Genomic DNA, 13240 nt, shown 5'->3' on the forward strand with positions numbered 1-13240 from the left:
AGTCCTGAAAGAGAATTAGGGCAAATGGCGGATGACTTCAGCAATTGACCAAGCTTGGGCGATCGCTCCTCTGGGTGTATGGGGTGCATCACCGTCAAATATCTCAGAAATCGAGCCTAGACAAGCATCAGCGAGGAAATGATTTAACAAGGGTTGCCAATCAAAAGGCAAGGGTTGTTGTGGGTAAAAACGCTGCCAAGCGCGGATAAACGGGCCAATCAGCCAACTCCAAACTGTTCCCTGATGGTATGAGCGATCGCGCTCCTGTGGGTTGCCGAAATATTTGCCTATGTATTGCGGATCGCCAGGATCAAGACTGCGAAGACCATAGGGAGTCAGCAAGTTAGAAGTTGCTACCTCAAGTATTTGTCGCCCCTGCTGACCAGAAAACCCACAATGGTGCAGCGACAGTGCCAAAACTGCATTGGGGCGAATCTGGGAATTGCGGCGATCATCCGGTTCGATGGTGTCGTACAAGTAACCAATCTGGAAATTCCAGAATTTTTGTAGGGAGATTTTTACCTGTTCTGCTTGCTGGGCATAACGCTGCGCCTGTTTCGCTAGACGCGCCGGATCACCAAACTCAAGCTGACTCAAGCGGTCTGCCCATTGACTCACCCAACATAAGGCAGAATACCACAGAGCATTGATTTCCACTGGCTTACCGCAACGGGGCGTCACAGGCTGGCCTTCAACCACAACATCCATCCAAGTCAGGGCAACACCACGAGCATCCCAACTAACTAGCCCATCGGTAGCATCAACCTGGATATTATACCGCGTCCCAGTGATAAATGCTTTATAGATTTGCTGCACCACGGGAAATTGCTCTGCCAAAAACTGCCAATCTTTGGTCGCTTCCAAATACAATCCTAAAGTTTCAATCCACCACAATGCTGCATCTATGCTGTTATAAAAAGGTTCGCCACCCTCATCAGGAAAGGCATTCGGAATCAAACCGTAGCGACAATAACGCCCAAAGGTTTGCAATAGCCCTTTTGCTAAGTCGAAGCGTTGGGGAACTAGTGTCAACCCCGGTAAAGCAATTAAAGTATCCCGTCCCCAGTCATTGAACCAGTGATAACCAGCAATCACAGTCGGGCCAGCAATCGAGGCGCGGTAAACAATAAACTGATCGCTGGCTCGTAGTAGTTTTTGCCAAATTGGCGCTTCGGTCTTGGGGATAGGCGATGAGGAAAATAGTCCCCTGTCCCCTGTCCCTCCTTGACCCCAGCCAAAAATCTGCGAGAGCCTTTCTTGTTCTGCTTCCACCGCTTCTGCAAAGCAGTCAGGGCTAAGGGTATCTTGCAAGGCGTCGGGAAATCCCACTCGTGCTTCTAAAGTCACTGTATCTCCTGGTTGCAGCATAACTGTTAAGTAACCAGGGCTGTAGAGGTCCTCGCGATCGCCTAGTCCCCGGCGCATCTCCTCTGGTAAGCCATAATTCCAGTACCACACCGCATCTGGTTGATAGTTTCCTTTTGTCCAGCGCAAATGCCAAGGGGTGCCAAACCGCCCAGACATTATTGCTTGTAGACAAACTTGTTGCGGCAGCAATAATTGTGAAAAATGTAATTCTGGAGTTGCTGTTTGTTGGTGGTGAAAATTGCGATCGCCAATTAGCAGTCGCAGTCTTAAAATACCTACATCCCTGCCTTCATAGCGATATTGGATCAAAAGCCGATGGCAGAATTTCGGATCGGGTGATGAGGGAAAAAATCCTTCCTCTCCCTCTGTCCCTCTCCCTACTAAACCATAAGGCATCACCAGTTGCCTACTTAACTGCCAGTTATCTTCACTCCAAACCCATTGGGGAACTGGGTTAATATCAAAAGAGCGCAGCAGTTTGTAGCCGGTCGGATCAATCTGACCATTGCCCCAAATATTCGTTCCCAGTGCTACAACTGTCCCTAGGACTTCTAAACTAGCTTCTAGGTGTGAAACTAGCAGCGTACGTTCAGCCGGTGGGTTGGTAGCCGCAAATAGCCAACCGTGATAAGTGCGCGTGCGTACATCAGAAACCGTACCACTGGCAAAACTCCCCAAGCCATTGGTTAATAACCATTCTCTTCTATCTAAATCAGTCATTGCCTACTACTCAAAATCGTTATGAGTATGATATAGTCGTAACAGATCGTAATTAAACTGTGACAGCGTGGATGGGTGAGTTTTACTTGACCCAAATTCCAACGCTATATAGACGGATATCAAGGAGATAATGGTTCATGTCCCTCACTTACGGAACAGAAGGATGCCTCCGCGTTGGTCAACAGGCTCCAGACTTTACAGCAACAGCCGTTGCGGATCAAGAATTTAAGACAATCAAACTTTCCGACTATCGGGGTAAGTATGTTGTCCTATTTTTCTATCCCCTAGACTTTACCTTTGTTTGCCCCACTGAAATCACAGCATTTAGCGATCGCTACGAAGAATTCAAAAAACTTAACACGGAAATCCTCGGTGCTTCCGTTGATAGCGAGTTCTCGCACCTCGCTTGGATTCAAAGCGATCGCAAAGCTGGTGGCGTAGGCGACCTAAATTATCCCCTAGTTGCCGACATCAAAAAAGAAATTAGCGCGGCTTACAACGTCCTTGACCCAGCCGCCGGTATTGCCTTACGCGGTCTGTTTATCATTGATAAAGATGGTATCATCCAGCACGCCACCATCAACAACCTAGCTTTTGGTCGCAGCGTCGATGAAACCCTGCGAACATTGCAAGCAATTCAGCATGTTCAGTCCAACCCCGACGAAGTTTGCCCCGCAGGTTGGCAGCCCGGAGATAAGACAATGAATCCTGACCCAGTGAAATCCAAAGTTTACTTCTCTGCTGTCTAGATTTGGCTAGCTGGAAAACTTCAATACCGTTTATTCGATTTGAAGGAAAATGTTGAGCGCAGTCCCTACCTATAACGAAGTTTAGGTAGGGTTAGCGAAACCCAGGGTACGTGGTACAATACAGTTGGTACGGTAAAAGGCAAAACCTGGAGACACGACCATTTTTATATTAGTAATTATTAGTTTTGTTCCTAATATTACTAACATTTTTGCTAGAGTGTATGCGCGGAGCGCAGGCTTCGCCAACGTAGGCAAAAGTTCCAACGACACACTGAGAACGCCAGTTTTTCTGGTAACGCTATTTTTAGCGAAAGAATCCCCAACTATATTGCCTTTATTGTTGGGGTGCGTTCAAGGAAAATAAATAATAACCACAGATCAACACAGATGAACACAGATAGATATGAATCAGTGTCAACTTCAGTGTGTATCTGTGGTTTTTTCATTATCGTGGTAATTTAGAAGCTACTCTGGGGGTACATTAATAATAGTTTGGTTTTTTCGCGCCGACTTAGTTAATTAAATAATTAAGGATAAAAATATGCTAACTTCAACAGATTTCACTGGCTTATTTAATCAGCGATTTTTCCGTAATTTTTTACCTATTCCAGCCACAAGTTACTTTCGCTTAGAAATAGGCACACCAGATTTTCAACTCCCAGATATTACCAACGGAACTTTAGTAAAATTATCAACTTATCGAGGTAAGCAGCCAGTATTACTTGCTTTCACTCGGATATTTACTGAAAAGCAATATTGTCCCTTTTGCTTTCCTCATATCAAAGCCTTGCATGAAAACTATGAGCAATTCAAAAGTCGCGGCATAGAAGTTTTAATGATTACTAGTACCGACCAAAAACAAAGTCAAATTGTTGTAAAAGATTTGGGCTTACAAATGCCGCTGTTGAGTGATCCTGGTTGTTATGTTTTTCGTAGATATCGGGTGGGACAAGCATTAGGAGCGCCTTTACCAGCACAGTTTGTATTAGATAAAGATGGCAAACTGCGTTATCGGCATTTATTTTCTTTTTTGGATCATAATGCTAGCGTCGAGACATTGTTAGAACAATTTAACATCCTCTTAGAGGCTGTTTGAAAAGTCTAAATTAATACCAGCCCTGGCGATTAGAAATCGCACGCCAGTTGCTAGGACAAGACAAGCGAAGGCAATTAAAGTTAGAATACAGACAGAAATATCTAATACCAATTTTAAAAAAGAATGGGACAGATAGCGTAGGGGCGCAAGGCCTTGCGCCCCTACAGATTATTGATGTGTTGCAAAGATTTTTTGAATTGGTATAACCTAATCTTGTAAAATTGGCTCTTGCGTGCGTAGCGTGCTTAATTATTAATTAAAGTCGATTAAATTGCTTTAACAATAAGGCTTACGGGCGTTTATAATTTAATTTTTAGTAACACTAGCTCAAATACAAAAAATAATTGCTTTTATCTGAGCCAGTCAAGGGTTTTAAACTTATTTTTTCACAAATTCAGCACGCTAAGTACGGAAGAGCCAAAAGCTCTAAGATAAGTTCGCGCATCAGACGCCAATTTGTCTATGCGCGAAACATGATTTTACAATTTAACTTGTTGCAAATGACTGCGGGGATTATAAGTACGTATAGCCCGGATTTTTTCATAATATTCCCGCTCTTGTGGGCTGAGGTCTTTAGGTGGAACGATCGCCACCTTGACCAACTGATCACCACGTCCACCCTTGGCGACAGGCCAACCTTTGCCACGTAACCGCAGGGATTGACCAGAACGCACCCCGGCTGGTAGCTTAACATTAACCAAACCATCGGGAGTAGGGACATCAATAGAAGCGCCTAAAGTAGCCTCATCAGGGGTAATTGGCAGTTCACAGACAAGATTATCGCCTTCAAGCTGGAAAAAAGAGTGGGGTTGAAGTTCCACCTTTAAGTATAAATCCCCCCGCTGTTGGGTCGTGGAGTTCAATTGACCTTTACCCCGGATACGCAAACGAGTACCAGATTTAGCACCAGCAGGGATGCGGACATCAATTGTTTCATTCCCCAAACTAAAACGCTTTTGGACACCAGCAAAAGCTTCCGCAAAACTCAGGGCGATCGCTGCTTCAGTATCCTGTCCACTACCAGCACCTATATCTTGAACGCCAAAATCATTAACACCACCAAAACCACTAGGTCTACCCGTAGAAGTGCTATAAGAGTAAGATTGACGCGCACCGCGAGGGCTACCACCACCAAAACGCCCTAGTAATTCATTAACAAAATCATCGAAACTACCATACTGACTGAAGTCAAAGCCGCCCATATCCCCACCACCAGAGGGGAAGCCTTGACCAGCCTGTTTCCAATATTGACCGAATTGGTCATATTTTTTGCGCTTTTCTGGGTCTGACAAAACCTCATAAGCTTCATTAACTTCTTTAAAACTCGCCTCAGCCTGTTTATTCCCAGGATTGACATCAGGGTGATATTTGCGGGCTAGTTTCCGAAAAGCTTGTTTAATCTCCTCCGGACTGGCAGTTTTAGTTACCCCCAAAATTGCATAATAGTCTTTAAAGTCGGTTGTAGCCATCAACTAGCCTCCTCTAGAAATTCCTGTTATGTTCTTTTATAAATGTGAGATTTGCTCTTAGCCAGGTATAATAGCAAGCAACAAGAGTCTGGTTTTAAATTAACAAATATTACAGAAAATCAAGTAGGGTTCTCGCTCACCACACCAGGGAAATTTCCGTACTTTCGCCATTCGTCCCAGCGGATGAGGCGGTCTAGTCCTTCCGACAAGGTTGGCGGCGCTTCCCGCAGTTGGCGATGCATTCGCAAAATGATTTCTTCGGGAACCTGACGCAGGCGTTTTTTATTGCGAGCCAAACACAGCCAAACTGGGGTATCGATCCAAATCCCCGTAATGTGAGTAAAGCCTAAATCGCGCACTATGGCAATAACCTCACGGCGATCGCCTCGCCGGGCGTTAGTAGCATCATAAATTGCTGTCTGCCTCGCCGCCAGAGCTTGCTGCCATTGCCGCTGAATTTCCTGCCAAATCAGTAGCCACGGACCTTGAATAGCCTCATTACCAAACAATTGCCCCCTAATGGCATCTGTAGAAATCAGCTGCATTTGGGGGCATTCTGCCACCAATTGTTTTGCCAAAGTAGACTTACCACTACCAGGAAGACCAATTAGCAACAACAGTTTAGTCATTTGTCCTTTGTCCTTTGTCCTTTGTCCTTTGTCCTTTGTTCTTTGTCCTTTGTCCTTTGTTGAAAGTCCAATGACCAATGACCAATGACCAATGACCAATGACCAATGACTAATGACTAAATCACAGTCCCATCAGGAATTACTGCATTTTTTAGCACAACGACAATGCCGCTGCGGATAAAGAAGCCTTGATTTTCCCGTTCTGCTTCTTGCACGTTATCTTTATTGATGATTTTGACATCGTGACCTATCCGGGCATTTTTATCGATGATGGCACGGCGAATGATGCTATCTGTACCAATGCCTACAGGGATTTCACCTTTTTCTAAGCTACATTGGCGTTCCACGGAAGCTTGGTAAAAGTCGGCACCCATAATTAGAGTATCTTCGATAATGCTACCAGATTCAACCCGCGATCGCACTCCTAAAACTGAATGTTCAATCCGGCAGTTTTTCAACATGCAACCTTCGCCTATCATGGATTGTTTAATTTGGCAATCTAGTAATTTGCTGGGGGGTAAATAACGAGCGCGGGTATAAATTGGTGCTTTTTCATCGTAGAAACTAAAGGGGGGCAGAGGTTGTTGAGTTAGGGCTAAATTGGCTTCATAAAAGGATTCTATTGTTCCAATATCTTCCCAGTAGTCGTCAAATAGGAACGCTTGAACGTTGTAATCTTTTGCAGCATCAGGAATAATTTCTTTGCCAAAATCAGTCCGTTCTAGAGATTCCCGCAACAACTTGATCAAAACTTCTTTTTTAAAGACGTAAATCCCCATCGAGGCGATGTAAGGCTGGAGTTGGGCTTGTTCTTGGGTCAATCCCAGGATGGTAGTATCAACCCGCATGTTAGCCAAAGCCTGACCTTTGGGTTTTTCGCTAAAGTCAATTACCCTACCCGAGTCATCAATTTTCATTAAACCAAAATCCGATGCCCGGCGATCGTCCATAGGGATGACCGAGAGAGTAATATCAGCGTTAGTGTCCCTATGGCGCTGGACAAACTGGCGGTAGTCCATGCGATAGAGATGATCCCCTGAGAGGATCAAAAATTCGTTGGCGTCCCATTCTTCCAGCATCCACAGATACTGACGCACAGCATCAGCTGTACCTTGGAACCAGTTGGGGTTTTCTGGGGTTTGCTGTGCAGCTAGCACTTCCACAAAACCATCGCTGAAACCACTAAAGTTATAGGCACGGGCAATGTGACGATTCAGAGAAGCTGAGTTAAATTGTGTCAGAACGTAGATTTTAAATATCTCAGAATTGATGCAGTTACTGACAGGGATATCGATTAAGCGGTATTTCCCTGCTACTGGTACTGCGGGTTTGGCACGTAGTTTAGTTAGCGGATAAAGTCGAGTACCCGCGCCACCGCCAAGAATGATTGCTAAAACTTTTTTCACAAGATGTCTCCCAGCTGGCTTTCAACTCTCACCTTCAGTTTATGACTGTCTGCCACAGCTGGTAAGGGGGGATCACAGAATCTCGTCAGTTAATTTATAGAACATTTGTATTAATTGGGAGGGGAATTAAGGGAAAGGTCTTAAGCCTTGTAGGACATCAGACAAAATGTTAATCGCTTCTTCGACTTTAGTAGTATCCCTAGAAAAAAATGCTTGTAAATAATTGTCGTAAGCTCTTACAAGTTCCTCGCTGTTAGCTTGATAAGGGGTATCCTGAGAGATGCCAGACTCTACATCTGCGATTACCCGCTTGTAAGTGCCTTCCGTAACTGGCAGATATTTTTTCGCCTCTGACCATTTGCGATCGCCTCCGCAGTTGATATAGACAGCAATTAGCCCACTAGCAGTAATCCAGCCACGGGTATACCATCTTACCGCTGTATCTACTGTCAATAAAAATACTTCTTTCACTGTGTTATTTCATATAGATTGCCTTAAATAATACGATGGATCTGCCAATTTTCCAGTACACTCGACTACCTATATCCTGGTCTTTTGACTCTAGTCAAACGCAATTGTTGCGACAGGTTCAAATACTGTACCCAAGGTTCCTCTGACAACTGGGAAATGGCATTTGGCGAAAGTGTAGCGGTGAACACATCCTGTCCACTGTTGACAGCACTGACGCCTAAATTTGCCAAAACAGCAGCTGCGCCAGGGTCAGCAAGGGGTTCCGTATGGATGAATACCACCAAACTAGAATCTTCAGGGTCTGAAACATCATTCAGCGCCATAGCAAGGGCGGCGTCTAGCTTCTGATAATTCATAAGTAATTGTTGGGTAAAAAGGGCAGGCAATTTTGAGCCAGCCCTATAACCAACTTAACAAATTTCTCAGTCTTGAAGGTTGACCCTCCGAATTTTAGATTTTGGATACTTCTCTACGAACGCGAGTGCGTGTCGTAGACAGAGGCTACGCCAACGACTTAAGAGCGGGACGCTGCGCGTAGCTTGCTTCCACGTAGTGGTACGCTCAGTACAAGTTTTGGATTTTAGATTTTTGGGGTACCTTGCAGACCCCATGTGTCTGTAAAAATCTAAAAGACGCTCCTACTAGTCTGTCAATTTTGTTTTGAGGGATTTTTGGTAGTGTGAGCGTCTCGCTCACGCGGGCAAGATGCCCGCACTACAGTCCATCATTTTTATCTTGACAGAGTACTACGTCGCTTTACGCTACGCTATGCCGTAGGCTTTACGCTGCGAAGCACGCAAATCTAAAATCCGGGCATTGGTTGACTATTCTCTATTGCTTCTACAGATTAGCAGTGTTAATCACGCCATAACCCCATTTATTATCAAACGTTCCTGGGGGTTTTCCGGGAATAGAACTATTTTTGCGGAGTAAATCTTTCACCGCCGCTGGGTCAAGTTTGGGATCACGCTGTAAAAGTAGTGCTACTAAACCAGTAACAAATGGTGTTGCCATACTCGTACCAGCGTCAGCGACAAACTTAGAATTAATCATACTTGAACGACCAAAACCTGCATTGGCGGACAGTGTAGAAATAATCATTGCTCCCGGTGCGGCTATATCTGGCTTTTGGGCATCATTCCGCAGCGGTCCTTCACTGCTGAACTCAGAAATAGTATCCAAGTCCATGCCCATATCTCTCTCCTGGCCATCAATATCTGTGTACTTCGCTCTTGTAGTATAAGCTGCAACTGTAACTGCACTGCTGGCTGCTCCAGGTGAGCCAATTTTTACCGAGTCTTGGATGCTAGTACCAGTAAAAAGCACGGATGACCTATCTTCAAGAGCCCAAACATCCAGACGGGTGTCAGTCCGGGAAACATTACGTACCCGCAGTTGCCAAATACCTCCCATAACTGGCGACAGACCATTACCACGAATTTGCACAAAGAAATTATGGTCGCCATTACCTTTATCATGTCCTGGGGTGACTATTTGCACCCGTGCATCTGGCAATTGATAATTTAGGGTGGGATTACCGCCAGCAATAATTTTTTGGTAGGGCGTAACGAAATTGTTGGGAGTTCGCAGCGAGACTTCTAACTCACTGTCACTAGAATACCAACCATTTAACCAGACTATATCAACTTGATTCAATGGCACATTAAAACGCATACTACCGGTGCCGTTGGCGACTATGTTCGCTTGACCATGAATGTTGTCGTTCCCCTCATTACCTGCGGCACAGCAAACAATCCGTCCTGGACCTGATTGGGCGTCAATGATTCTGGAGAGGGAGTCAGTACCGTCATGGGCGTCAGCGTGTCCACCCAAGCTGAGATTGACGACTGCTGGGCGTCCCAACTCACTGGCGATGCGGAAAATGTAGCGGACGCCATCCGCAATATGAGCATCCTGCATATCAGACTTAACGATGACTAATTCCGCCTCTGGTGCGACACCGCCATAGGTTGCATCTGCACCAGCAGCAATTCCCGCAACATGGGTACCATGACCATGAGTATCTTGGGAAACTGTCAGTTGCGCCCCCGTAAATTCTGCCCCATAGTTACCTTCTTTAACTCCCGGACCTGGGAGAGTTTGATCCCAAATATGGCGAATACGTCCTTCAAAGGCGGGGTGTTTGGCATCAATTCCACTGTCTACAATGCCGATGACGACTCCTTGACCAGTTAATCCGGTTTTGTTCTGAAAATCTGGCAATTGCACCTTTTGTGCGGCAATATCCATCCGCAACTGCAATTTACGTGAGGGCTTGATGCGTTGGATGATATTATCTTCAGATAAGGCATCTAAACCCTCAAGGGGTAAAAAAGCTGTCCGCACAGTTCCTGAATTCTGATTGACTTGAATACCTTGTTGTTCTAAATGACTTAAATCGGCATCAGAATCACAGTAGATAAAAACAACACTCTTTGTGGGTTTGACAACGCTTTTCGGGGGAATTAAACCAAGCGATCGCCTGTGGCTAGTTAAAGCTTCCTCGCCTTCACTTTCGTAGTTCTGATATGCTAACAGCAACCCTGGAGAAAGTTTTTCGTGTCTCATTTTCACCTCAATTTATATGAATGCACCGTCAATACAGTATTTATTTTAACCATATAAGCGTATTAGGGATTGGAGATTGGGGATTGGAGATTAGGGATTGGGGATTAGGGATTAGGGATTGGGGATTAGGGACAAAAAGTAATGAGTAATGAGTAATGAGTAATGAGTAATGAGTAATGAGTAATGAGTAATGAGTAATGAGTAATGAGTAATGAGTAATGAGTAATGAGTAATGAGTAATGAGTAATGAGTAATGAGTAATGAGTAATGAGTAATGAGTAATGAGTAATGAGTAATGAGTAATGAGTAATGAGTAATGAGTAATGAGTAATGAGTAATGAGTAATGAGTAATGAGTAATGAGTAATGAGTAATGAGTAATGAGTAATGAGTAATGAGTAATGAGTAATGAGTAATGAGTAATGAGTAATGAGTAATGAGTAATGAGTAATGAGTAATGAGTAATGAGTAATGAGTAATGAGTAATGAGTAATGAGTAATGAGTAATGAGTAATGAGTAATGAGTAATGAGTAATGAGTAATGAGTAATGAGTAATGAGTAATGAGTAATGAGTAATGAGTAATGAGTAATGAGTAATGAGTAATGAGTAATGAGTAATGAGTAATGAGTAATGAGTAATGAGTAATGAGTAATGAGTAATGAGTAATGAGTAATGAGTAATGAGTAATGACCAATGACAAACGACAAATGACAAATGACAAATGACAAATGACAAATGATGGAAATTAAAACACCAGACTGGGTTAAACACGCTGTTTTCTACCAAATCTTTCCAGACCGGTTCGCCAGAAGTAAACAGCCACGAAAAGGATTGTTACATGACGCCCGTTGGGAAGATTGGGAAGCTATACCAACACTCCAAGGTTATAAAGGCGGCGATTTGTGGGGCATCATTGAGGGATTAGACTACATACAGGATATGGGTTTTAACGCTATTTACTTCACACCCATATTTCAATCGGCTAGCAATCACCGCTATCACACCCACGATTATTATCAGGTAGACCCGATGCTGGGGGGTAATAAAGCTTTTCGCGAATTGCTAGACGCAGCCCATCAACGTAATATTAAAGTTGTGATCGATGGCGTGTTTAATCATGCCAGTCGGGGATTTTTCTTTTTCCATGATATTTTAGAAAATGGTCCCCATTCACCTTGGGTGAATTGGTTCAAAATTGAAGGCTGGCCGCTTGCGCCTTATACTGGTGAATTAAAAGCAAACTATGTTGGTTGGGCGGGAAATCGTGCCTTGCCAGTATTTAACCACGACAACCCACAAGTGCGGGAATATATTATGGAGATTGCCGAATATTGGATGAATTTCGGCATTGACGGTTGGCGATTAGACGTACCATTTGAAATTAAAACTCCTGGTTTTTGGCAAGAATTTCGTCAGCGAGTCAAAGCGATTAATCCCCAAGCCTACATTGTCGGTGAAGTGTGGGGAGATTCCCGACAGTGGCTAGACGGAACACAATTTGACGGAGTGATGAATTATTTATTTACAGGACCAACAATTGCCTTTACCGCTGGCGATCGCGTAGTCTTGGAACAAGTCCAAGGTCGGGATTATCAAGCTTACCCACCCTTGTTTGCCGTTGAGTATGCTGCCAAAATCCAAGAACTACTACAACTTTACCCCACAGAAATTCGGCTAACTCAACTTAATTTGCTAGCCAGTCACGACACAGCGAGGTTGCTGACTATAGCTGGAGGCGATCGAGCCAGTGTAGAATTAGCAACGCTCTTGTTACTCACCTTTCCCGGTGCCCCCAGTATCTACTATGGTGATGAAGTGGGTTTACCTGGTGCTATAGATCCAGACTCTCGCCGTGGCTTTCCCTTAGAAGCTAACTGGGATCGAGAAATTCTCACTACTCATCGCCAGTTAATCGCCCTACGTCATAGTTACGCAGCTTTGCGTATAGGAGATTATCAAGTTTTCTTAGCTCAAGGAGAACTCTACATTTTTTCGCGCACTTTGGGGACCGAAGAATTGATAATTGCTGTTAATGCAGGTACCGCATCGACCAAAGGGAATCTCAATCTCACTAATTTGCAGACTCAACCCCACCAGCTTTTATACGGTAATGCTGAGTTTAGATGGAATCTTGAAGGAGGAACTCACCAGCTTTCCTTGACTCTTCCCCCACGTACTGGGTGCATTTTGGGGATTTAGCAGACGGAACTGTCACCACGAATCGCCAAATTCTGTGTTTTTTGGTATAATAGTCAGGGTTAACTTCACCCCCATTGGTGTCTGATAAGCCTGTGTCCAGTGGCACTGCGATCATTGGTAAGCGACTCCGTTGCACAGCATGAAAGTAAGTAGGCACATCTTGATGAATACAAATTACCTTCGGGTTCGTCCGATAGCGCGAATAAGCCAGCACCTCATCCAGGACAGTAAAATTTGTAGGGTACAAGGTAATAAAATGCACGGTATGTCGGTATTTCGCAATACTTTTACTCACCCCAAGAACCACCAACTATGCTAAAGCGTTCCAAGTTCGAGACAACCCAGTCTCAGATTATGCACCGTGCTGAAGATCTAATTAGTGCAGCTTCAAATCGCTACCGCATTACGGTTCAGGTAGCAAATCGTGCCAAGCGTCGGCGTTATGAAGATTTTGAAAATGGGGAAGATGCGATGATGAAGCCAGTCCTCAGAGCAATTATCGAAATGTCTGATGAATTGACTCAACCAGAGATTATCGGCGAACTGTAAAAACACTGCTGGTGA

12 protein-coding genes are annotated in these 13240 nt (G+C 44.3%); 4 read left to right on the top strand and 8 right to left on the bottom strand.

Going from position 1 to position 13240, the window contains the following annotated elements:
* Nucleotides 1-15 precede the first annotated feature (15 nt).
* Nucleotides 16-2088: an amylo-alpha-1,6-glucosidase gene (locus tag HEQ19_17365; protein WYM00997.1), complete on the bottom strand. Its 2073-nt coding sequence runs from the start codon at nt 2086-2088 to the stop codon at nt 16-18.
* A 137-nt stretch (nt 2089-2225) separates the two neighbouring features.
* Here HEQ19_17365 and HEQ19_17370 point away from each other — a divergent pair, with 137 nt between their 5' ends.
* Nucleotides 2226-2837 (top strand): peroxiredoxin, encoded by a 612-nt coding sequence (locus tag HEQ19_17370; GenBank protein ID WYM00998.1) that lies wholly within the window; start codon nt 2226-2228, stop codon nt 2835-2837.
* Between the two features lie 541 nt (nt 2838-3378).
* Complete coding sequence (locus HEQ19_17375) at nt 3379-3933, top strand: redoxin domain-containing protein (protein WYM00999.1); 555 nt, start codon at nt 3379-3381, stop codon at nt 3931-3933.
* Between the two features lie 479 nt (nt 3934-4412).
* On the opposite strand, the gene HEQ19_17380 is transcribed toward HEQ19_17375, so the two are convergent.
* From HEQ19_17380 to HEQ19_17410, 7 genes are all read right to left on the bottom strand, one after another.
* Complete coding sequence (locus HEQ19_17380; GenBank protein ID WYM01000.1) at nt 4413-5402, bottom strand: J domain-containing protein; 990 nt, start codon at nt 5400-5402, stop codon at nt 4413-4415.
* Nucleotides 5403-5521: 119 nt separating this feature from the next.
* Nucleotides 5522-6031, bottom strand: a complete 510-nt coding sequence (locus HEQ19_17385) for an AAA family ATPase (GenBank protein WYM03473.1) — start codon at nt 6029-6031, stop codon at nt 5522-5524.
* Between the two features lie 116 nt (nt 6032-6147).
* Complete coding sequence (locus tag HEQ19_17390; GenBank protein WYM01001.1) at nt 6148-7437, bottom strand: glucose-1-phosphate adenylyltransferase; 1290 nt, start codon at nt 7435-7437, stop codon at nt 6148-6150.
* Between the two features lie 126 nt (nt 7438-7563).
* The gene (locus HEQ19_17395; protein WYM01002.1) at nt 7564-7908 is read right to left on the bottom strand and encodes a hypothetical protein; all 345 of its coding nucleotides are present in this window, start codon (nt 7906-7908) and stop codon (nt 7564-7566) included.
* Between the two features lie 65 nt (nt 7909-7973).
* On the bottom strand, nt 7974-8264 hold the full coding sequence (locus HEQ19_17400; protein ID WYM01003.1) for a hypothetical protein: 291 nt from the start codon (nt 8262-8264) through the stop codon (nt 7974-7976).
* Between the two features lie 484 nt (nt 8265-8748).
* Complete coding sequence (locus HEQ19_17405) at nt 8749-10476, bottom strand: S8 family serine peptidase (GenBank protein WYM01004.1); 1728 nt, start codon at nt 10474-10476, stop codon at nt 8749-8751.
* Between the two features lie 40 nt (nt 10477-10516).
* On the bottom strand, nt 10517-11248 hold the full coding sequence (locus HEQ19_17410; GenBank protein WYM01005.1) for a hypothetical protein: 732 nt from the start codon (nt 11246-11248) through the stop codon (nt 10517-10519).
* Between HEQ19_17410 and HEQ19_17415 the strand changes: the two genes are divergently transcribed.
* Together HEQ19_17415 and HEQ19_17420 are read left to right on the top strand one after the other, a co-directional pair.
* Nucleotides 11216-12676: a glycoside hydrolase family 13 protein gene (locus HEQ19_17415; protein WYM03474.1), complete on the top strand. Its 1461-nt coding sequence runs from the start codon at nt 11216-11218 to the stop codon at nt 12674-12676. The two genes, HEQ19_17410 and HEQ19_17415, sit on opposite strands and share 33 nt — an antisense overlap.
* 312 nt (nt 12677-12988) lie before the next feature.
* Entirely contained in the window at nt 12989-13225 is a 237-nt protein-coding gene (locus HEQ19_17420) for a DNA-directed RNA polymerase subunit omega (GenBank protein WYM01006.1), read from the top strand.
* Nucleotides 13226-13240: the final 15 nt, after the last annotated feature.

The organism is Gloeotrichia echinulata CP02, from assembly GCA_038087035.1.
Taxonomy (GTDB): Bacteria; Cyanobacteriota; Cyanobacteriia; order Cyanobacteriales; family Nostocaceae; genus Gloeotrichia; species Gloeotrichia echinulata.